The sequence below is a fragment of the Streptosporangium amethystogenes genome (assembly GCF_000721075.1).
GTDB lineage: Bacteria > Actinomycetota > Actinomycetes > Streptosporangiales > Streptosporangiaceae > Streptosporangium > Streptosporangium amethystogenes.
Genome location: NZ_JOEQ01000023.1, coordinates 134,934 through 155,298 on the forward strand (window position 1 = coordinate 134,934; position 20,365 = coordinate 155,298).

Consider the following 20,365-nt stretch of genomic DNA (forward strand, 5'->3'; position numbering starts at 1 on the left):
AGCAGTTTGGGCGGACCTTCGTGCGGGCATGCCGAAGCGGGCCTGGACACCGAGAACAGGCCCGAGGGTGTACGCGGCGGATCAGGCCTCGGCGAGCACCGCCACGTCGACGTCGGGGGTCTGGAATCGCGAGATCTGCGTGATCACGTCACGTAGGTGTGCCCGCATCGCGGCCTCGGCAGCGGCCGGGTCACCGGCGACGATGGCATCGACGATCTTCTCGTGCTGCCCGAGGGAGACGGTGGACCGCCCGGGTTGCAGCGACAGCCGGAACTGGTGACGGACGAGCTGGCCCTGCAGCCGGACGAGGATGTTGCGGACGGTCGACTGCCCCGCGATCTCCTGGATGAGCGCGTGCAGTGCGGCGTTGAGATCGGAGTAGGCCAGCGGGTCATGTGCCGCCACCCTTTCGCGCATCGCCTCTTTGATTCCGAGCAGTCTCTCGGCCTGTTCGGGCGTCACCCGCTCCGCCGCCTTCGCCGCCAGCAGGCCCTCCAGCACCATCCGCACCTCGGTGATCTCCACCGCCTCGGCGGTGGAGATCATACGGACCCGCGCTCCCTTGTTGCGCTGCACCTCGACCAGGCCGTCGGCGACGAGTTCACGCAGCGCCTGCCGCACGGTGGACCGGCTGACCTGGTAGAAGTCACACAGCTCGGATTCGATGAGGCGCTGCCCTGCGGCGAACTGCCCGGTCAGCACCGAGCGGCGGATCTTCGCGACCAGATCTTGGAGATCGTCCGCTCCCATGACCTTCCTCCCATTTCGGTCACCGTAGGGCGGCAACTGAAGGCGTCAACATTATAGGTTCCGAAGCCGGCGACATGATCTGTACGCCCTCGGCCCTCCGGGAATGCCGGGCGCATCACTCGATCACGGGGGTGCCGTGGGTGTGGAACGAGTCGATGGTCTTCAGCCCCCATGCCTGGCCCTTGGCCCGCTCGGCCTGGGTCCAGGTGATGACCTCCCAGTCCGGGGCCAGGATCAGCCGGGCACCGGCGTTGCACAGCTCGATGCGGTTGCCTCCGGGCTCCCAGACGTAGAGGAAGAACGTCTGCTGGATGGCGTGCTTGTGCGGGCCGGTCTCGATGTGGATGCCGGCCTCCAGGAAGACGTCGGCTGCCCGCAGGATGTCCTCCCGGGTGTCGGTCGCGAACGCCACATGGTGCAGGCGCCCTCGCGCACCGCGCCAGTCGGAGGTGTAGACGAGGTCGTAGGACTTGTTGCAGACCGAGTACCAGATGGCGGCGATCTCACCGTCGTCGGTGACGATCTGCTCGGTGGGCCGGGCCCCGAGCACGCCGGACATGAAACCGGAGGCGGCCGGCACATCGGCGGCCAGGTAGTTCACATGGTCCAGGCGCCGGACGTTCGCCCCTCTTCCGGGAAACGCCGAGGCCTGGTTCTTCAACGACGGCCGGTGCTCCGGGGTCGCGACATACCGCTCCGTCTCGTAGTACAGCCCCATCTGGTGGCCGTCCGGGTCGGTGAAGAGGTAGACGGGCCCGAGCCCGAACTCCGACTCGCTCCACCCGGCGCCGAAGCCGGCCCTCTCGACGGCCTCGACCCGGCGCCGCAGGGCCTGCGAGCTCGCCGCCCGCAGGAACGTACGGCCGACGCCGGCCCGGTCGGCGCCGGTGACCTTCACCGTGTACCGCTCGTAGTCGTCCCAGGAGTGCAGGTAGATCGAGTCACCCTCCCGGTGGACCTCCTTCATCGCCATCAGGTCGACGAAGAAGTCACGGGTCTCCTCCGGCACCGAGGTGAAAAGCTCGACGGATCCCACATGGGCGATGTCGCGGAACGCTTCTGACTGCATCGGATCTCCTCAGGGTAGGTGGGCCCGCGGCGGCCTCGTGCCGGAAATCACGGCCGCGGGGCCGGTGGTCAGGGCCGGCGCGGCCAGGTGAGCCCGTCGAAGAGTTTGCGCGCGGTGCGCAGCACTCCCGACCGGTGCACGCGCAGCCGCGCTCCGCTACCCGACACCTCGATCGAGGTGTCGAAGAAGCCGGTCGGATGCTCGATCCGCAGGATGTCTCCCGGTGGCCCGCTCACCGCGATCTCGGCGGCGACCGAGCCCTCAAGGAGTACGGCGGTGGCGACCGAGACCGCTCCCAGCACTCCGATGGAGGTGTGGACCCGGTGCGGGATGAACGTCCGGGTCGAGATGACGCCTCCGTCGCGGGGGGCGGCCACCAGCGACATCTTGGGCACCGTGGTCGCGCGCACGTCGCCCAGTCCCATGAGCGGGCCCGCCTGGAGGCGAATCTCCTCGACCTTCGCCCTCAGCGCCGCGTCGCCCTCCAGTTCGGACGGCGACTCGTATCCCGTCACCCCGAGCGCCTCGGCGGCCATCAGCACGACGGGCATGCCGTTGTCGACGCAGGTCACCTCCACGCCGGCGATCCGGTCCCGCACCGACCCGGTGGGCAGCAGGCTGCCGCACACGGAGCCTTCCGTGCCCTCGAAATCGAGGGTCACCGGTGCCGAGCCGAAGGGTACGCCCGAGATGAGTGTGCTGCCCGCGTACCTCACCCGGCCGCCGCGGGTGTCCACGGTGGCGGTGGCCATGCCGCCGCCGTTGACGATCCGGACGCGCACCCGGGTGGTGTCGCCGTCCACCGGAATCAGTCCGCGCTCGATGGCGAACGGTGCGACGCCGGCCAGTAGGTTGCCGCACGTCTGCTGTGCCGAGACCCGGGCCTCGGTGACCTGCACCTGCAGGAACAGGTAGTCGACGTCGGCCCGCGGATCGGCCGAGCGCGACACCACCGCGACCTTGCTCGTCAGCGGGTGACCGCCGCCGATCCCGTCGACCTGCCTGGTGTCGGGCGAGCCCATCAGCCGGAGCAGCAGGTCATCGCGGCGGGCCTGGCCGGCGGGCAGGTCCTCCGCGAGGAAGTAGGCCCCCTTCGAGGTTCCGCCGCGCATCAGCATGCACCGGATCCCCGCGTCCTCGATCTCCTCCACGGTGTTCACGGCGCCGTCTCGAACCGTGGAACCCCCTGGCCGGGCACCGACTTCAGGACCTCGGCGGTGGCCAGGGCCATCGCCGCGGGCTCCCCCGCCGCCCTGGCCATCGAGGCTGCCGCCTCCATCTCGGCCACCCGGCGTACGCTGTGCGCCACGGTGCCGTCGAGAAGCCTGTGGACCACGTCACCGTCGAGCTCGGTCAGGGTGTCGACCAGATGGTCGTAGCACCACTGCCCCAGCCCCTGTGACTCCGCCACCCGCAGCGACTCGACCATCAGGGCGGTCAGGCCCTTGACCACGATGCTGCGCAGCAGCTTGCGCGCCGCCGCCTCGCCGACCTCCCCACCGAGCGGGGTGACGTCCATCCCGCAGGCGCAGAGCAGCTCGGCGGCCCGCCCGGCACCGGGGCCCGTGGCCAGGACGGGGGTCCTCACCAGCAGCCGGAGCACCGGCGCCATCAAGACCCCCTCGGCGAAGGTCAGCCCGTGCGCGGTCGCGGTGGCCGCGAGGTCGCGTTTGAGATCCGGACTCGCCGTCGACAGGTCGAGGTAGATCGCGGTGTCCGTGGTCCTGCCGAGAACGGACTCCAGCGCGCCGGGCGCGTCGACGGCCGCCGTGAGCGCGATGACCACGTCCGCGCCGGCCACGGCCTCGGCGGCGGAGGCCGAGGCGGTGAACTCGGCCGGGCGGCCCGTCCAGGCGGGGTCGAAGCCGGTGACGTGCGCCTGGTCGCTGAGACCCGAGGCGATGGCGTAGCCGGCCTCACCGAGTCCGAGAAAGGCGACCCGCGGTCTCACAGGGCACCCTCGGGGTGTTCGTCGACGTACTCGACGCCCAGCCGGGTCAGCAGCTCGCGCAGGCCGTACATGTCGACGCCGAGCACGCCGGACCGCAGGGCCGCGCGCTTGTCCCGTTCGGCCGCGATCCGGGCCCGTGACCTGGCCAGTACCTCCGCCGCCGACCGGGCGGGCACGCACATGACCCCGTCATCGTCGGCGACCACGACGTCGCCGGGCCGCACCACCTGACCACCGCAGACGACGGGCACGTTGACGGAACCGGGGGTGGCCTTGACGGTGCCCCGCGCCGAGACGGCGCGTGCCCAGACGGGGAACCCCATCTCTCGCAGGGCGGCGATGTCGCGCACACCGGCGTCCGTCACGAGCCCCACCACGCCGCGGGAGAGCAGGGACGCGGCGAGCAGGTCGCCGAACATGCCGTCGGTGGACGGGGACGTCGTCGTCACCACCAGGACATCGCCCTCCTGGCACATCTCCACGGCCGCGTGAATCATCAGGTTGTCGCCCGGATGGCTCGACACCGTCACCGCGGGGCCCGCGATCACCGCGCCGTCCTGGCGGGGGCTGACATCCGAAGAGACCAGCCCGGTACGCCCCGCCGCCTCGTGCGCCGTGGCCACCCCGGCTTCGCGCAACCCCTTGACGACGTCCGGGTCGGGACGCGTCACATTCCGTACGACATAGTGCCCTGCCACGCGAGTCCTCCTAGTCCAGCTCTGTGGTGACCTGCGGGTAGACCCGCTGGTAGGCCTCGGCGAACGTCTCCACGGGCAGTCCCAGGTTCGGGCCGCTGTTGCGCTTGGCCTGCACCCCGCGCCGGCGTGCCAGATCGCTGTAGTACTCCACCAGGTGGCCCTGCGCGCCGAGGCTCCGCATCGCCGCGAGCTTCTGGTCCCACACCGGCGTGATGTCCAGCAGGACGTCGGGCCGGAAGTCGCACACCTCGGGCTGGTGCGGCTCGAAACAGAACACCGGAGGAGCCCCGATCACCTCGCCGTCACCCGGCACACCGGGCGCCTGAGCGAGGATTCGCGTCTTGCGGGCGATCTCTCCCGCGACCGGGTGATCGATGTTGTACGGGTCGTTCGGCGCGTGTGTCAACACGACGGTCGGCTGCAGACCCCGGTACAGGTCGATCAACGAACGGGTCAGCTCCGGCGTCTCGATCAACGGGTAGTCACCGGCGTCGAAGAAGCGCACTTCGGCGCCCAGCGCGGCGGCGGCCTTCTCACCCTCCTCGCGCCGGACCGCCTTGACCTCCTCCAGCCCATGTCCCTGGCGCCACAGGCCGGCGGACTCACCGCGCTCGCCGAAGCTGAGACAGGCGATCACCGCGCGCTGCCCGCTCCGAGTGGCCAGGGCTATGGCCCCACCCGCACGCCAGACGAAATCACCTGGATGAGCGGTGATGACCAGCAGAGGGCCCTTGGTCGGCATACCCGTCCTCCTCATACCCGAGACGGCGACCCGGCCCGGCTGTCCGCTTGATCGTCAACACTCCACCGGAATGGCGCCCGAGCCGCCAACGTAATTAGTTACGAGATTGTCAACAATATCCCTAACCATCCTTCCAGACAACCGGGCGGGTGGATCCCGGTGCCCGCCCGGCGGGCGGCGCTGAAATAACCGCGGCACCGGTGCCGTTGAACAGCACTCGAAGGAGGGCACGCTCCTCCCTCCCCGCGACGAAAGGCTTGCTTCCCATGGCTCCTCCACTCTCCATCCTTGATCTGGCGCACATCGGCGAGGGAGAGACGGCCGCCGACAGCCTGCGGGCCAGCGTGACCCTGGCCCAGCGCGCGGAGGAGTGGGGCTACCGGCGGATCTGGTACGCGGAGCACCACAACATGCCCACCATCGCGTCCTCGGCGACCAGCGTCCTCATCGCCCACGTGGCCGCGCACACCCGGACGATCCGCCTCGGAGCCGGCGGCGTCATGCTCCCCAACCACTCCCCACTGACCATCGCCGAGCAGTACGGAACCCTCGAAACGCTGCACCCGGGACGTATCGACCTGGGTCTCGGCCGGGCGCCGGGCAGTGACCAGCAGACCGCACGGGCCCTGCGCCGCACCCCGATGGCCGCGGACGACTTCCCGCAGGACGTCCTGGAACTGCAGGGATACCTGACCGGCGAGTCCCGGATCCCGGGCGTCGACGCGACGCCGGGCAAGGGCACCGACGTGCCGCTGTACATCCTCGGCTCCTCCCTGTTCGGAGCCAGGCTCGCCGCCGCACTCGGGCTGCCGTACGCCTTCGCCTCCCACTTCGCGCCGAACGCGCTCCAGGACGCCGTCTCGCTCTACCGGCGCGAGTTCAAGCCGTCCCGGCAGCTGGATCGCCCGTACGTCATCGCCGGCGTCAACGTCCTGGCGGCCGACACCACGGCCGAGGCGCAGGAGCACTTCCTGGCCATGAAGCGCAGCCGGGTCAGCCTGCTGCTCGGCCGGGGCCGGAAGTTCACGCCGGAGGAGGCGGACGGCATCCTCGCCTCCCCCGCGGGGCAGCAGATCCTCCAGATGGCCACCTACTCCGCCATCGGGACCCCGGCCGAGGTGACGGACTATCTCCACCGCTTCGCCGAGAACTTCCAGGCCGACGAGCTGATCACCGTTTCCGCCTCCCCCGACCGGAAGGCCTGGTTGCGCTCCTTCGAACTCCTCGCGGAAGCCCGCGGCCTCCTCGCCACCTGACATCCGGCACGTTCGACGGCGGCGTGGACCGCTCCCCGTCGAGCCCGGCGGCAGCGCGGTGTCAACCGCCGGGCTACCGAAACCCGGCTCGCGCTAGGCGGGCTGGTTCTGCTGCTTTCGCAGGGCCGCCATGGCCGCGCCCACGATGCCCGCCTCGTTCTGCAGGGCCGCGGGGACGATCGGGGTGCGTATCCTGATCCGGGGCAGGAACCTGTCGGCCTTCTTGCTGACCCCGCCGCCGATGACGAACAGCGAGGGAGAGAAAAGCACCTCAAGGTGTTCGAGATACTCGGTCACCCGGTCGGCCCACTCGTCCCAGCCGAGATCGTGTGCCTCCCGCGCGTGGTCGGAGGCACGCTTCTCCGCCTCCTTTCCCCTGATCTCCAGGTGGCCGAGCTCGGTGTTGGGCACCAGCCGGCCGTCCATGAGCAGGGCACTGCCGATCCCGGTGCCGAAGGTCAGCAGCATGACCACCCCCGGTCTGCCCCTGGCCGCCCCTGCCTCCACCTCGGCCAGGCCTGCCGCGTCGGCGTCGTTGAGCACCGTCGTCGGCAGGCCGGTCTCCGCGGAGAACAGCTCTCGCACGTTCGTGCCGATCCAGTCCTTGTCCACGTTGGCGGCCGATCCGGCGACCCCGTCGACCACGACTCCGGGAAAGGTCACGCCCACCGGCCCGTCCCAGTCGAAGTGCCGGACGATCCGCACCACCACCTCGGCCACCGCTCTGGGCTTGGCGGGCTTCGGTGTGGGAATGCGCAACCGCTCTCGCGTCAGCCGCCCCGTGGCGACGTCCACCGGCGCGCCCTTGATCCCCGACCCGCCGATGTCGATTCCCAGCGCTTCCATGTGCCCACCTCCTGCCGGTCCCCCTTCCCTCTGATAGGCGGCTGATACTCGTTTGCAGACGGCGGTCAACCCGGTTGAAAGCAGCCCATCTCACACTGTGGGCATCGCAGCCGGAAAGGAACCCCTCCCATGACGATCACCCGTTCCCTGACGGGACTCGCCCTCTCCGCCATCCTCATATCGATCACTCCGGTGGCCGCCCAGGCCGCGACCGGCCCGGCCACCGAGGACGCGGCGGCCGCGCAGAGCGCCACCCAGGGCACCATCCAGTGGGGTGTCCGGTACGCTCCCGGCCGGAAGGCCAAGACGCACGGCTCACTGACGGTCTCCGGCGAGGACCACGCCGACATCCCGGCCGCCGCGACGAGCCGGATCTCCGGCAAGGTCTACGACCTGACCAAGGGGTCCTCCTGCGGCTGGGCGGTCTTCCGCCTCACCTACCGGACCGCGGACGGGAACCTGCCGTTCAAGCACCGCAGTGTCGTCGACTGCTCGTACGGCACTCCGAAGTCGTTCGCGTTCACCCAGCGCGACCTCTACGAGCTCGAACTGAAGGTCTGTTCGGAGGCCAAGGCCGCCAAGCCCTCGCTGAACTGCCTGTACGAGGGCACCTGGAAGGTCCTCTACGTCGCGAAGTGACCGGCGGCCGGAGCCGCCTCCCGGGAGAGAGCGTCAGCTCACCGGGGAGGCGGCCCGGCGCCTGCGGCGCACCATGAATCCGAGTGCCGTCGCGGGCAGCACGACCAGTCCCGCGATCAGCCCCGCCATCGGCAGATAGTCCTGATCGGGCGTGACGGACGGGCCCGTGCCCGTCGCGGGGAAGGTGATGGTGGCGGTGACCGCCCGTTTCACCATGCCGCTCATCAGGGTCAGCTTCACCTTCCAGGGGCCGTTCGGCACCTGCGGGTCCAGGTTCACGATCACCGGAGCGGCGGCCCCCGGAAGCAGCGTGACTCCCAGATCGGCGGGAAAGGGCCCGGCCTGCAGGCCACTCGGCCCGTCCGACAGTGTGAGCGTCCCGCTCATGTCCAACGTCCGTTTGCCGGTGTTACGGACCAGTGTCGCCAGCTGCGGACTACCGTCCGGGCCGCGCATGGGTGTCAGCTTCTCGATCTGGAAGTCCGAGGGCGGGTCGCCACCGGGCCCGATGTCGAGGTAGACACGGATTCCGACACGGTTGATGACGCGCACGGGGTTGGTGGCGTCGGGTTCGGCCACGCTCTCCGCCCAGACGACGCCGTACCGCTCGCCACGCGAGGCGGCGGGCGGCACTGTGATCTTTACTTGCGCGACCTCCTTGCCGCCCGGTGCCACGTCGATCGACGGGCGGTCGAGTGATATCCAGCTCGCCAGCTCGTTCCGGACCTGACCCGGCGGCGCGCTGAAGGTGTTCCGCACGATGTCGGCGCTGGCCGGATACAGGCGGATTCGCTGGGTCCTTTTGGAGGTGTTGGAAACCTCCAGCTTTCGCTGAATGGTGGTGCCCGGGTGGAGATGGTCGACGATGTAGGAGAGCGCGCGCGGGTCGTTGCGGTGGCTGACCGGCGCCTCAAGGAGGCGGATGCCGATCGTGCCCCGAGGGTCGGCGGTGACCGGGCTCGCGCCGGCCGCGCTGGAGAACAGCGCGGCCAGCAGCGTCGGTATGAACGCTCCAGCGAGCCGGTTAAGCCACCTGATGTGTCACCGTCCCGCTGTAGGCGCCCACCTCGGCCGTGATGGGGACGTTGACGATCAGGCTGGGGTTCCAGGTGGCCGTGCTGCCGCCGGTGCCCCCGGCATGGCTGAAGGCCGTCACGGCGGTATCCTTCGTACCGGTCAGCGCGACGGCGTCGCCCGCCGTGAGCTGACCGGGAGCGAAGGTGCCGCCACCGCTGGTGGCGGTCGCCGGGCCGGACCAGTACTGCACCGCGGCGAAGGGAACGGTCAGGTCGTCGACGGTGAAGTCCGTGGCGAACACCGACGCGGTCCAGGCCGAGGTGACCCCGCCACGGGTGTCGGAGACCGACACCGGGCCGATCTGCCCGGTGACCGAGCCGGCGGGCGCGGCGGAGCCGATGTTGATCGGACCGGCCGTCGCGGTGATGTCCAGGCTTCCCGGTGTCACGCTGAACGTGACGATGGTGTCGGCGCTGGGGACCGCCACCGCCGGTGCCGCCAGGATGAACAGCAGGGCGCCCGCCCCGGCCGAGGTGAGTGCGGCGAATCTCTTACGCAAGGTCTCTTCCTTCCGAATGACGGAGTCTTCGGGGGGATGAGCAAGTAATGGATCTTCCACACCCGCTGCGATCACCTTAAGAGATCAGCAACTACGCAGCGCGACCGAAACGGTAAAAAGGCGGCCCACAGATAACCCGGCAACCACCAAAGTGCCAGACGAGCCCCATGACGCCCCAGAGTGAGCACATCGCCCTCCAATGGGCCGATCGGTAGTGGAGGCGAACACCTGAGGCGCAAATTTCAGAAATTATTGAACACTAAATCCCTCTCTTAAGGCATGTTTCCGCAAGCCTTTAACACAGATAAGAAAGCTAGTGACAAATGATTGTGAAAACAGCGAGTTCCCTCAGCGTTTCACCGGGCCGGTCGAGGCCCTGACCACCAGCTCGGGCTCGAACAGCAGCTCGTCGGCCGGGACCAGCGCCTTGTCGATCTGGGCAGCGAGGAGATCGACGACCGCGCGCCCCATCGCGTCGATCGGCTGGCGCAGCGTCGTCAGCGGCGGGTCCGTGCAGTTCATCAGCGCGGAGTCGTCATAGCCGATCACCGAGACGTCACCGGGCACGGAGAGTCCCGCCCTGCGGGCCGCCCTGATCGCACCCAGAGCCATCACGTCGCTGGCGCAGATGACGCCGGTCACGCCCTTGCGGATCAGCCGCGCGGTCGCCGCGTGCCCACCTTCCAGGGAGAACATGGTGTGCTCCACGAACTCCGGATCGAGCCCCGCCGCGTCCAGCTTGCGCCGCGAGGGCACGTGATCGGGGGGGCCGAGCACCATGCCGATCCGCTCGTGGCCCAGCGACCGCAGATGGCCCAGCGCCATCTCGGCGGCGGCCACGTCGTCGCAGGAGACCTGCGGGAAGGCGAGATGCGCGACCGCGGCGTTCACCAGCACGGTCGGCAGGCGCCGCTCCCGCAGCAACTCGTAGTGCTCGTGTGAGGCGTCCGCCTGGGCGAACAGGCCCCCGGCGAACACCACCCCCGACACCTGCTGCTGGAGCAGCAGATCGACGTACTCCGCCTCGGAGACGCCGCCCAGCGTGCGGGTGCACAACACGGAGGTGAACCCCTGCTGAGCCAGCGCCCCGCCGACCACCTCGGCGAAAGCGGGAAAGATGGGATTCTGCAGCTCGGGGAGGACGAGCCCGACCAGCCTCGCCCTGTCCCCCCGCAACTGGGTCGGCCGCTCGTAGCCGAGCACGTCGAGCGCGGTGAGAACGGCCTCGCGGGTCGCCTCGGACACCCCGGGCTTCCCGTTGAGCACGCGGCTGACCGTCGCCTCGCTCATCCCGACCTTCTTGGCCACTTCTGCAAGCCGTCGCGTCATGATGAAACTATAAGGCAAGGGAAGCAATTATTTGCGTAAACTTGCGAAATTTACGTCAAAAGTCAAGGGGCCGACAACCGTCCCGTTCAGCTCTCGGTGATCCGGCCGACGTCGACGTGAATGCGCCGGGTGGTGTGCACCGCGTCCAGCATCCGGCGATCATGGGTGACCAGCAGCAGCGTACCGGGATAGGAGGCGAGTGCGGACTCCAGCTGTTCGATCGCGGCCAGATCCAGGTGGTTGGTCGGCTCGTCGAGCACGAGCAGGTTCACCCCGCGCGCCTGGAGCAGCGCCAGCGCGGCCCTGGTCCGCTCCCCCGGTGACAGGGTGGCGGCCGGGCGCGGCACATGAGCGGCGCGCAGCCCGAACTTGGCCAGTAGTGTACGGACCTCGGCGGGGACCATGTCGGGCACGGCGGCTCCGAAGGCGTCCACCAGGGGCTCGTCACCGAGGAACAGCCCGCGCGCCTGGTCCACCTCGCCGACGACCACGCCGGGACCGAGTGAGGCGGCTCCCTCCTGGAGCGGGATCCGGCCCAGAAGCGCGGCGAGCAGCGTGGACTTGCCCGAGCCGTTGGCACCGGTGACCGCCACCCGGTCGGCCCAGCCGATCTGCAGGTTCACCGGACCGAGAGTGAACGCGCCGCGCCGGGCCACCGCCCCGCGCAGCGTCGCGACGACGGCTCCGGAGCGGGGGGCGACCGCGATCTCCATCCGGAGCTCCCACTCCTTGCGGGGCTCCTCGACCTCCTCCAGCCGCTCGATCATCCGCTCGGTCTGACGGGCCTTCGCGGCCTGCTTCTCGGTCGTCTCGGTACGGAAGTTGCGGCCGACCTTGTCATTGTCCGGTGCCTTGCGCCGCGCGTTCTTGACGCCCTTCTCCATCCAGGCACGCTGGACCCCGGCGCGCTGCTTGAGGCCGGCGACGGTGCCGGCGTACTCCTCGTACTCGTCGCGGGCGTGCCGGCGGGCGACCTCACGCTCGGCGAGGTACGCCTCGTAACCACCGCCGTGCAGGCGGATCAACTGCTGGACGAGGTCGAGTTCGACGACCCGGTTCACGGTCCTGGCCAGGAACTCGCGGTCGTGGCTGACCAGGACGGTTCCGGCGCGCAGACCGGTGACGAACCGTTCGAGCCGCTCCAGCCCCTCCAGGTCGAGATCGTTGGTGGGCTCGTCCAGCAGGAAGACGTCGTAGCGGCTGAGCAGCAGGGAGGCCATGCCCGCCCGCGCCGCCTGCCCCCCGGAGAGCGCCGTCATCGGCCGGTCGAGCTCCACGGCGAGGCCGAGTTCGGCGACCACCTCCCCCGCGCGGTCCTCCAGGTCGGCACCGCCCAGGGCGAGCCAGCGCTCCAGACCCGCGGCGTACTCGTCGTCGGCACCCGGACGGCCCTCGACCAGCCCCTGGGTCGCGGTGTCCAGAGCGCGCTGCGCGGCGGCCACCCCGGTGCGGCGGGCCAGGAAGTCCGCGACCGTCTCGTCCGCCCGGCGCTCGCGCTCCTGCGGCAGGTAGCCGACCGACGCCGAGGGCGGGCTGAGCCGTACGGAGCCGTGCTCGGGGGGCAGCAGCCCGGCGAGGATCCGCATCAGGGTGGACTTCCCCGCGCCGTTCACCCCGACCAGGCCGACGACATCGCCCGGGGCGACCACCAGGTCGAGCCCGGTGAAAAGCGCTCGGTCGCCGTGTCCGGCGGCCAGGTCCTTGGCGACGATGGTGGCACTCATGCGTAAACGTTATCCGTCCTCGGCGACCACCACGCCACGCCCGGTATGTCTGGTTCGAGGGCGAGCCGTCCCAGACGGGCGCCGCACGCCCCCCACCCCTTATTCCCGACAAATCGGACATATCTCCTTTTCTGGAAAAAACTTTTCTGGGGGTGGCGATCGGCTATTGACCTGCCCATTCCTTCAGAGAAACGTTACCTTACGGAGACTTAAAGCTATTTTTTTTGGGACTTTGAGCAACATCGCTTACTTCTGGGCCGTCTTATAGGGAGGAGGCGGTCACTCCCGACCGTCTCTGCCAACGGGGAGAAAAGGAAATAATCTTGATGAAACGAATCGCCATCGGCCTGCTGTCCGCAGCCGTAAGCGGCTCGCTGCTCATGTCCGCCGGAACGGCCTCCGCGGAGCGAGTCGCCCTCAGTGTGCACATCGACAGCATCAACCCCAATCCGGTCGTCGTGCAGGGTGACGACGACACGAGGGTCACCATCGAGGTCCGCACCACCGAGGCCGAGCGCGTCGAACTGCGTCTCAAGCCGGTCTCCGACCAGCTTCGCACCCAGGACGCGCGCGAGCCCCGGATCCTCCACCAGGGCGACCTGTGGCGTTTCACGACCAGCTTCGACGAGTCCGACTTCGAGGGCCGCTGGGTCGCGATCGCCGACGCGTACGACAAGAACGGCAAGAAGGTCACCGACGAGGTCAGCTTCTCCGTCAAGCACGAGCAGAAGGAGAAGGCCGAGACCCGCGTCTACCGGTTCTCCGCCAGTCCCGAATCCGTCCGCAAGGGCCGCTGGGTCTACTTCACCGGTCGTCTCCAGGTCAACGACCGCCGCTGGAGGGACGTGCGGGGCGAGGAGGTGGAGATCTACTTCCGCAAGCGCGGCTCCAGTGCGTGGAAGTACGTGACCTCCGCCGACACCGGCTGGAAGGGCACGTTCCGCGCCAAGGCCCGCGCCACCAAGAGCGGTGAGTACCGTGCGATCTTCGACGGAACCGACGACCTCTCCGAGAGCAGGAGCCGGTCCGACTGGGTGCGCGTGTACAGCTACCACCGGTAGTCCCGCCTGACGGCGGTCGAAGCGGAGGCCCGGGGCGACCCGGGCCTCCGCCGTCGTCTCCCGACGGTGATGGCCCGGTCCGTGGTCTGTGAGTGGCGTCACCGGTTGATCCCCCACCTCCTGGGCAGGTGAGCGGGCACGACGACCGGAGGGAAGCCGCGACGATGACGACCGGTGATTTCTACGACTACTCCGAACTGCTGGAGAAGCACGAGAAGGAGATCCTGCTCCGGGTGCGGGAGTTCATGGCGAACAAGATCGCACCCATTGCGAACGAGGCGTGGACCAACGCGCACTTCCCCCACCAGGTGATTCCCGATTTCGCCGAACTCGATATCGCGGGCCTGCCCTATCGGGGTGCGCGGAGCCTGCTGACCGGGTTCGTGGTGCTGGAGATGAATCGGGTGGACCCGTCCATGGGCACTTTCTTCGGCGTCCACAACGGCCTGGCGATGGGCAGCATCGACCGGCTGGGCTCGGACGAGCAGCGGGAACGGTGGCTGCCGCCGATGGCGGCGATGGAGAAGATCGGAGCGTTCGCGCTGACGGAGCCCGAGGGCGGTTCCGACGTCGCGGCGGGGCTACGCACGACGGCCAGGCGCGAGGGCGACGTGTGGGTGCTCAACGGCGCCAAGCGCTGGATCGGCAACGCGACCTTCGCCGACCTGATCGTGGTCTGGGCAAAGGACGAGGCCGACGGCCAGGTCAAGGGATTCGTGGTGGAGAAGGGCACGCCCGGCTTCGCCGCGACGAAGATCGAGAACAAGATAGCCCTGCGGACCGTGCAGAACGCCGATATCGCGCTCACCAACTGCCTGGTGCCGGAGATCAACCGGCTGGAGAAGGCGAACGGCTTCCGCGACACCGCCACGATCCTGCGGCAGACCCGGGGAGGCGTGGCCTGGCAGGCGGTGGGCTGCATGATGGGCGCCTACGAGCTCGCACTGGAGTACGCCAAGACGCGTGAGCAGTTCGGGCGGCCGATCGCGGGGTTCCAACTCGTACAGGACCTGCTCGTGCGGATGCTGGGCAACGTCACCTGCTCGCTGGGCATGGTGGTGCGGCTGGCACAACTTCAGGACGCGGGCGTCTACAAGGACGAGCACTCGGCCATGGCCAAGGCGTTCTGCACGGCACGGATGCGCGAGGCCGTGGGGTGGGCGCGGGAGATCCTGGGCGGCAACGGCATCGTCCTCGACTACGACGTCGGCCGGTTCGTGGCCGACTCCGAGGCGATCTACTCGTACGAGGGGACACGTGAGATCAACAGCCTGATCGTGGGGCGGGCGATCACCGGTATCGGCGCCTTCGTCTGAGCCGCGGGCGCCGTCAGGGTCCGTCCGGACGCGGGTGTCCCGCAGAGGTGTCCGGCCCGGTAGAGGCGCCGACCGGCGGCCACGACCGTGCCGGGACCGTGGAACGGCTCCGGCCCACGGTCCCGGCAGGTGATGTGAACCTGTGCCGGTCCCGGTCAGCGGTCGCGGCGGGTGACGAGACGGGCGAGTGCGGCCAGCTCGGCGGCGGGCCGGGGCAGCGCGCCCGCGGACCCCAGGTGACGCAGGGCCCGCGCGAGCAGCTCATCGGCCTCCCGCTGGGTCCAGGCTCGCCCCCCCGCGGTCTCGACGAGCTCGGCCGCGCGGACCAGGTCGGCGTCGGAGAGCGGCCGCTCCCGGTGGTAGAGACCGGCCAGCTCATGTCCGGCGGGGGTGCCCGAGGTCAGGGCGGCGACGACCGGGATGGACTTCTTCCGGCTGCGCAGATCCGAGTGGGCCGGCTTGCCTGTCACCTCGGGATCTCCCCAGATGCCCAGCAGGTCGTCGACGAGCTGGAACGCCAGCCCCAGGTCCCTGCCGAAGGCGGTGAGGTGCTCGACCTGTTCCGGGCCGCCGCCCCCGAACAGGGCGCCGAGCCCGCAGGCGCACCCCAGCAGGGCGCCGGTCTTGCCGGCCGCCATGCCCAGGCACTCGGCCGGCCCGACATCGTGACGTCCCTCGAACGCGACGTCCGCGCTCTGGCCCTCAAGCAGTTCCTGGACCGCGGTGCCGAAGACCCGGGTCGCCTCGGCGGTGATCGCGTGCCCGCCGGTCGCAAGCACGCCGAAGGCCAGCGTCAGCAGCGCGTCACCGGCCAGGATCGCCGGGCTGACCCCGAAGACGGCCCAGGCCGTGGGACGGTGGCGGCGGGTCCGGTCACCGTCCATCACGTCGTCGTGCAGCAGAGAGAAGTCGTGCACCAGCTCGACCGCCGCCGCCGGTCGAAGCGCCAGGGCCGCGGCACCCCCGACGGCCTCGGCCGACAGCAGGGCCAGCGCGGGACGGAGCGCCTTGCCGCCGCCTGCCGTGGACGGTCGGCCCCGCTCGTCCCACCAGCCGAAGTGATAACCGGCGATGCGCCTCATCGGGGCCGACAGCGTGTCGATCGCCGGACGCAGGGTCGCCTCGACCGTGTTCCGGCTCCAGGTCAGCACCTCGTCCGCGGACCGCCCGTCCGTCCTCATCTCAGTGGTCGTCATGCCTGCTCTTCCTCGCTCGGCCGTTCCAAGAAGCGATGCGGCCAGAACGGCCGAGGTGCCGGGCCCGGGCGGGCCCGCGGGAAACGCGTCCGTCGGGATCGGAGATCCCAGCCTCAGTGGCCGATCTCGACGTCTTCCAGGATGCCGAGCGCGTCGGGCACCAGAACGGCCGCGGAGTAGTAGGCGCTGACCAGGTAGGAGATGATCGCCTTCTCGCTGATGCCCATGAACCGGACCGACAGGCTGGGCTGGTACTCGTCGGGGATGCCGGTCTGGTGCAGGCCGATGACGCCCTGGTTGTCCTCGCCGACGCGCATGGCCAGGATCGACGTGGTGCGGGTGCCGGTGATGGGGATCTTGCTGCAGGAGAAGATGGGAACGCCACGCCAGGCGGGCACCCCGCTACCGCCGACGTCGACGCCCTGCGGGTAGAGCCCGCGCGCGTTGCACTCGCGGCCGAAGGCGGCGATGGCATGCGGGTGTGCCAGGAAGAAGCTCGTGCTCCGGCGGCGGCTGAGCAGCTCGTCGAGGTCGTCGGGGGTGGGCGGCCCGCTGCGGGTGTGAATCCGCTGCTTGAGGTCGGCGTTGTGCAGCAGCCCGAACTCACGGTTGTTGATCAGCTCGTGCTCCTGCCGCTCGCGCAGCACCTCGATCGTCAGCCGGAGCTGCTGCTCGACCTGGTCCATCGGGTCGTTGTAGAGGTCGGCCACCCGGCTGTGCACCCGCAGGACCGTCTGCGCGACGCTCAGCTGGTACTCGCGCGGGCTGAGCTCGTAGTCGACGAACGTGCCCGGCAGGTCGGCCTCTCCCGCATGCCCGGCGGCCACCTCGACGGCGGCCTCGCCGTACTTGTTCTGCGGCCCGCTGGTGGCGGTCTCCCGCCGCCGCAGGTGGGCCTGGAGCTCCTCGGAGCGCTCGGCCAGCTCCAGGAACGCGTGCCGGGGCAGGACCATCGCCGTGCCGCTGGTGACCGCCCTCGCGGTGAACGGCCACTCGCCGTCCGCGCCGACCAGCGTCTCGTCGCCGAAGTGGTCGCCCGCGGCCAGCACCGTCAGCACGATCTCGTCGCCGTACGGCCCGGTGCCGACCTTGTTGACCTTGCCATGTGCGATGATCACCACCTCGTCGGCCGGCTGCCCCGACTCCGCGAGCACGTCGCCCGCCCGGAACTCCCGCTGGACGAACCGGCCCGCCAGCGCGTCGAGGGTGTCGGAGTCGTCGAACCCGCGCAGCAGGGGCAGCTCGCACAGCTCGGCGGGGATGACCGCCACCTGCGACCCGGAATTGGTGAAGCTCACCCGCCCGTCGCCGATCGTGTAGGTCAGCCTCCGGTTGACACGGTAGGTGCCGCCCGACACCTGCGTCCAGGGAAGCATCCGCAGCAGCCACCGCGAGGTGATCTCCTGCATCTGGGGAGTCGACTTGGTCGTCGTCGCCAGGTTACGCGCGGCGTCCGTACTCAGACTCAGCTGCGACCGGCCAGCCTCGAACTCCGTCACAACACACACCACCGATCCGTGCTCGTACCAACAGGGGAAGCGAAGACATGAATCAACCAGGAGGAAACGTCGGTCAACCGCGACAGAAACGGCAGAGCACCGACCTCCCGATGCGCGGATCCGAATTCGACCCGCCATCATGGACGCCCCAATTTTGGGTTGCCCTTAAATATATTGTCAAGCATTGAATACGATCGAGCCAACAATAAACAAAGACTCCATCGTCAAATGCCCGAAAAATATTAAATGTCTTATTCTCGACACCCCGGCTCGCACCGGAGTCCCGACAGGTCGCGGATCCGCCTCGATTCCCCTCTGCTGTCAGGCCTGCTGATATTTCTCATCTCAGGCATGCATCCGTCATTTACCGACAGAACAGGGAAAACATCAAGAAGCGCTCCCGATCGACAGGGCCTGCGGCATGGGAGTCACCTTCATCCTTTAGCGCCCTCGCAGCAGGGCAGCTGCGAGGGCGCTAAAGGATGGATTTTTCCCTAAATTCAGCAGAAGCCAGCAGATCAGGTCAGCATGACTGTTTCGACCCTCGATCCAGCAGTTCGGCGAATAGTTTCTCCCAGAGCGGCATGACCGTTTCGGGGGTGTATTCGTGCGCGGCGACGGCCGCGGCCGCTCCCATCCGCCGCCGTAGCTCCCGGTCCTCGATGAGCCGGACCATCGCCGCCGCCAGCGCGTCGACGTCGCAGGGAGGGACGAGCAGCCCGTCGACCTCGGGGGTGAGCACGTCGGCCGGGCCGGTCGGGCAGTCGAAGGCCACGACGGGCAGCCCGTGGGTCATCGCCTCGATCATCACCATCGGCAACCCCTCGAACCGCGAGCTGAGGACGTAGAAGGATGCCCTGGCCAGCTCCTCGTCAAGCCGGCCGGTCCGTCCCATCAGGGTGACGTTGTCCCCCAGCCCGTGCTCCTTCAGGAGCTCGCACAGCTGCCCCTTCTTCTTGCCGGTGCCGTAGATGCGCAGCCGCCAGTCCGGATGACGGTCCACAACCCGCCGGAACGCGGGGATCAGCAGGTCGAAGCCTTTCTGCCCGACCAGCCGCCCGGCCGCGACCACGAGCCTGTCGTCCTTTCGGGAGGGTGTCCGGCGCACGGAGCAGACCGCGTTGGGGACACGCTCGACACGCGTGCCGGGCAGGAGCTCCTGGTACTCCCTCCTGTCGGTCTCGGTGAGCACGACCACCGCGTCCAGCTTGCCGTAATGGCGGCCGATCTCCGAGCGGACCGCCTCGGGGTGGGTGGCCAGGTTCATGTGCTCCTGCCCGACCTTGACGATGCCGGCGGGAGCACGACGGGCCGAGATGAGGTTCAGGGCCGGGCGGGTGGTCACCAGGACGCCGCCGGTGAGCGCGGAGACGTAGTCGATGACGGCCCGCTCCACGCGTTCGGTGAAGTAGGAGGCCGCGAACTCGCCGGCGGGCACGATCCTGCCTCGGATCCACCGCCACACCCGCCGCCCCGTGGAGTCGACGGGCCTGCCCTCACGCTGGTCCGACAGCGTCAGGAGACGGATGCGCGGGTCGATCTCGAACTGGGGTCTCTCCCTCCGCCGTACCACGCTGACGATCTCGACCTCGTGGCCGGCCGCGGCCATCGCGTTCGCCTGGTTGATCACCGTGCGGATCGTCCCGCCCATGCCGTACGCGTGCAGCAGCAGGTAGCGGATCCTCGTGGTCTCCGGCGCCGTCATGTGGGCTCCGTGACAGCAGGCAGATATCCCCAGCTCTCGCACATCGACCGGAGCGAGTCGGGTATCTCCTCCGGCCCCGGCAGGTCGCGCCCTGGCTGCACACGCCCCGACCGGATCTTGTCCTTCCAGTCGCCGAGCCCCTTCTCCAGCACGGCCTGCTCGCCGTAGGCCAGCATCTCCGACTCCCAGGGAACGTCCAGGAAGTCGCAGACGCGGCGCGCCTCGGCCTCGGGGGCGGCGGTCAGGTCCTCGTAACGCACGGTGCACCCGCTGAGTGCCCCCCGGGCCCGCTGCACCGCCTTCATGTAACGCAGGGCGTCGAGTGCCGCCTCCTCCGGCGTCCGCCTGCCCGCCCCCGCCTCGTACCACGACCTGGCGATGGACGCCGGGTGGCGCAGCAGGAAGACGAATCTGGCGTCCGGCCAGCACGCGGCGACGCGCTGGTAGGCGAAGGCGTTGGCCGGTGTCTTGTCCACGAAGAACGTCTTGCCGCTCCTGACCAGCTCGCGGTGGAGCACTCGATCCCACAGCAGGTGTTCCAGGTCGGCCCGGTTGTGGCCGAGTGCCCTCATCGCCCGCTCCGCCAGCGAGGTGCCGAACTCCACCCTCAGCCGCCGCACGTGCGGCTCGTGCGGGGCGTGCAGCATGGAGTGGGCGTTGAGCATCGCCCTCAGGAGCGTGGAGCCGGACCTCACCGGCGAGAGGACGAAGATCGGCGCCACCAGCAGCCGGTCGACTTTCGGGTCGGCGGGCGGGCCGAACGGCTCCTCCACGGCCGGGACCCCCGCATCCGCCGACGAACCGGTTTTCCCTACCCGGTTAAGTTGGAATCCGGTGAGCCCGACAAGGGCGTCATTGGCCTTACGCTGCCACTTCATGCCCAGGCAGGCTACCCATCTTTCCTGGCATTTCACTGTGTGTTCAGTTTGGATCACCATCCGTTCCCACCGGGCCCCGGTGGGCACCGGCCCACGGCCGGATGGCAGCGCGCCAGGGTTCCGCCGCGCG

The 20,365-nt window shown here is 69.2% G+C and carries 19 protein-coding genes; 4 read left to right on the plus strand and 15 right to left on the minus strand.

What is annotated here, in order from left to right:
• Nucleotides 1–81: 81 nt before the first annotated feature.
• From IG98_RS0128470 to IG98_RS0128495, 6 genes are all read right to left on the minus strand, one after another.
• Nucleotides 82–750, minus strand: a complete 669-nt coding sequence (locus IG98_RS0128470) for a GntR family transcriptional regulator (RefSeq protein WP_051753066.1) — start codon at nt 748–750, stop codon at nt 82–84.
• Between the two features lie 115 nt (nt 751–865).
• Nucleotides 866–1,819 carry a VOC family protein gene (locus IG98_RS0128475; protein ID WP_030918790.1) on the minus strand — a complete coding sequence of 318 codons (954 nt, stop codon included), beginning with the start codon at nt 1,817–1,819 and terminating at the stop codon, nt 866–868.
• 68 nt (nt 1,820–1,887) lie between these two features.
• The gene (locus IG98_RS0128480) at nt 1,888–2,979 is read right to left on the minus strand and encodes a 4-oxalomesaconate tautomerase (protein WP_245651750.1); all 1,092 of its coding nucleotides are present in this window, start codon (nt 2,977–2,979) and stop codon (nt 1,888–1,890) included.
• Nucleotides 2,976–3,770 carry a DUF1932 domain-containing protein gene (locus tag IG98_RS0128485; protein WP_030918794.1) on the minus strand — a complete coding sequence of 265 codons (795 nt, stop codon included), beginning with the start codon at nt 3,768–3,770 and terminating at the stop codon, nt 2,976–2,978. The genes IG98_RS0128480 and IG98_RS0128485 overlap by 4 nt, the downstream gene beginning before the upstream one ends.
• Entirely contained in the window at nt 3,767–4,468 is a 702-nt protein-coding gene (locus IG98_RS0128490) for a 4-carboxy-4-hydroxy-2-oxoadipate aldolase/oxaloacetate decarboxylase (RefSeq protein WP_030918797.1), read from the minus strand. Before IG98_RS0128490 ends, IG98_RS0128485 begins: the two co-directional genes overlap by 4 nt.
• A gap of 10 nt (nt 4,469–4,478) precedes the next feature.
• Nucleotides 4,479–5,210, minus strand: coding sequence for a PIG-L deacetylase family protein (locus IG98_RS0128495; RefSeq protein WP_030918800.1), 732 nt, complete (start codon nt 5,208–5,210; stop codon nt 4,479–4,481).
• A 266-nt stretch (nt 5,211–5,476) separates the two neighbouring features.
• Here IG98_RS0128495 and IG98_RS0128500 point away from each other — a divergent pair, with 266 nt between their 5' ends.
• Nucleotides 5,477–6,466 carry an LLM class flavin-dependent oxidoreductase gene (locus tag IG98_RS0128500; RefSeq protein WP_030918802.1) on the plus strand — a complete coding sequence of 330 codons (990 nt, stop codon included), beginning with the start codon at nt 5,477–5,479 and terminating at the stop codon, nt 6,464–6,466.
• Between the two features lie 93 nt (nt 6,467–6,559).
• Here IG98_RS0128500 and ppgK read toward each other — a convergent pair whose 3' ends face one another.
• Nucleotides 6,560–7,312 carry a polyphosphate--glucose phosphotransferase gene (gene ppgK, locus IG98_RS0128505; protein WP_030918805.1) on the minus strand — a complete coding sequence of 251 codons (753 nt, stop codon included), beginning with the start codon at nt 7,310–7,312 and terminating at the stop codon, nt 6,560–6,562.
• A gap of 129 nt (nt 7,313–7,441) precedes the next feature.
• Between ppgK and IG98_RS0128510 the strand changes: the two genes are divergently transcribed.
• On the plus strand, nt 7,442–7,951 hold the full coding sequence (locus IG98_RS0128510) for a hypothetical protein (protein ID WP_030918808.1): 510 nt from the start codon (nt 7,442–7,444) through the stop codon (nt 7,949–7,951).
• Nucleotides 7,952–7,984: 33 nt separating this feature from the next.
• Here the strand turns inward: IG98_RS0128510 and IG98_RS0128515 are convergent, their stop codons facing one another.
• From IG98_RS0128515 to IG98_RS0128530, 4 genes are all read right to left on the minus strand, one after another.
• The gene (locus tag IG98_RS0128515; protein ID WP_157594569.1) at nt 7,985–8,710 is read right to left on the minus strand and encodes a hypothetical protein; all 726 of its coding nucleotides are present in this window, start codon (nt 8,708–8,710) and stop codon (nt 7,985–7,987) included.
• A gap of 265 nt (nt 8,711–8,975) precedes the next feature.
• The gene (locus tag IG98_RS0128520; RefSeq protein WP_030918814.1) at nt 8,976–9,527 is read right to left on the minus strand and encodes a hypothetical protein; all 552 of its coding nucleotides are present in this window, start codon (nt 9,525–9,527) and stop codon (nt 8,976–8,978) included.
• 348 nt (nt 9,528–9,875) lie between these two features.
• On the minus strand, nt 9,876–10,856 hold the full coding sequence (locus IG98_RS0128525; protein ID WP_030918816.1) for a LacI family DNA-binding transcriptional regulator: 981 nt from the start codon (nt 10,854–10,856) through the stop codon (nt 9,876–9,878).
• Between the two features lie 86 nt (nt 10,857–10,942).
• Nucleotides 10,943–12,580 carry an ABC-F family ATP-binding cassette domain-containing protein gene (locus IG98_RS0128530; protein WP_030918819.1) on the minus strand — a complete coding sequence of 546 codons (1,638 nt, stop codon included), beginning with the start codon at nt 12,578–12,580 and terminating at the stop codon, nt 10,943–10,945.
• A 326-nt stretch (nt 12,581–12,906) separates the two neighbouring features.
• On the opposite strand from IG98_RS0128530, the gene IG98_RS0128535 reads away from it, so the two are divergent.
• Nucleotides 12,907–13,641, plus strand: a complete 735-nt coding sequence (locus IG98_RS0128535; protein ID WP_030918823.1) for a hypothetical protein — start codon at nt 12,907–12,909, stop codon at nt 13,639–13,641.
• Between the two features lie 164 nt (nt 13,642–13,805).
• Entirely contained in the window at nt 13,806–14,957 is a 1,152-nt protein-coding gene (locus IG98_RS0128540; protein WP_030918826.1) for an acyl-CoA dehydrogenase family protein, read from the plus strand.
• A gap of 155 nt (nt 14,958–15,112) precedes the next feature.
• Here the strand turns inward: IG98_RS0128540 and IG98_RS0128545 are convergent, their stop codons facing one another.
• From IG98_RS0128545 to IG98_RS0128560, 4 genes are all read right to left on the minus strand, one after another.
• Nucleotides 15,113–16,153, minus strand: coding sequence for a family 2 encapsulin nanocompartment cargo protein polyprenyl transferase (locus tag IG98_RS0128545; protein WP_030918829.1), 1,041 nt, complete (start codon nt 16,151–16,153; stop codon nt 15,113–15,115).
• Nucleotides 16,154–16,266: 113 nt separating this feature from the next.
• Nucleotides 16,267–17,652, minus strand: a complete 1,386-nt coding sequence (locus tag IG98_RS0128550; RefSeq protein WP_030918832.1) for a family 2B encapsulin nanocompartment shell protein — start codon at nt 17,650–17,652, stop codon at nt 16,267–16,269.
• Between the two features lie 523 nt (nt 17,653–18,175).
• Entirely contained in the window at nt 18,176–19,357 is a 1,182-nt protein-coding gene (locus IG98_RS0128555) for a glycosyltransferase family 4 protein (RefSeq protein WP_030918835.1), read from the minus strand.
• A complete protein-coding gene (locus IG98_RS0128560; protein WP_030918838.1) occupies nt 19,354–20,235 on the minus strand; it encodes a sulfotransferase family protein in 882 nt (293 codons plus the stop codon). The genes IG98_RS0128555 and IG98_RS0128560 overlap by 4 nt, the downstream gene beginning before the upstream one ends.
• Between the last annotated feature and the right edge of the window lie 130 nt (nt 20,236–20,365).

Bases quoted from the DNA above. Each gene is read 5' to 3' on its own strand.
- IG98_RS0128470 (WP_051753066.1), bottom strand. From the start codon at position 750: ATGGGAGCGGACGATCTCCAAGATCTGGTCGCGAAGATCCGCCGCTCG.
- IG98_RS0128475 (WP_030918790.1), bottom strand. From the start codon at position 1,819: ATGCAGTCAGAAGCGTTCCGCGACATCGCCCATGTGGGATCCGTCGAG.
- IG98_RS0128495 (WP_030918800.1), bottom strand. From the start codon at position 5,210: ATGCCGACCAAGGGCCCTCTGCTGGTCATCACCGCTCATCCAGGTGAT.
- IG98_RS0128500 (WP_030918802.1), top strand. From the start codon at position 5,477: ATGGCTCCTCCACTCTCCATCCTTGATCTGGCGCACATCGGCGAGGGA.
- ppgK (WP_030918805.1), bottom strand. From the start codon at position 7,312: ATGGAAGCGCTGGGAATCGACATCGGCGGGTCGGGGATCAAGGGCGCG.
- IG98_RS0128510 (WP_030918808.1), top strand. From the start codon at position 7,442: ATGACGATCACCCGTTCCCTGACGGGACTCGCCCTCTCCGCCATCCTC.
- IG98_RS0128525 (WP_030918816.1), bottom strand. From the start codon at position 10,856: ATGACGCGACGGCTTGCAGAAGTGGCCAAGAAGGTCGGGATGAGCGAG.
- IG98_RS0128530 (WP_030918819.1), bottom strand. From the start codon at position 12,580: ATGAGTGCCACCATCGTCGCCAAGGACCTGGCCGCCGGACACGGCGAC.
- IG98_RS0128535 (WP_030918823.1), top strand. From the start codon at position 12,907: ATGAAACGAATCGCCATCGGCCTGCTGTCCGCAGCCGTAAGCGGCTCG.
- IG98_RS0128540 (WP_030918826.1), top strand. From the start codon at position 13,806: ATGACGACCGGTGATTTCTACGACTACTCCGAACTGCTGGAGAAGCAC.
- IG98_RS0128545 (WP_030918829.1), bottom strand. From the start codon at position 16,153: ATGACGACCACTGAGATGAGGACGGACGGGCGGTCCGCGGACGAGGTG.
- IG98_RS0128555 (WP_030918835.1), bottom strand. From the start codon at position 19,357: ATGACGGCGCCGGAGACCACGAGGATCCGCTACCTGCTGCTGCACGCG.
- IG98_RS0128560 (WP_030918838.1), bottom strand. From the start codon at position 20,235: ATGAAGTGGCAGCGTAAGGCCAATGACGCCCTTGTCGGGCTCACCGGA.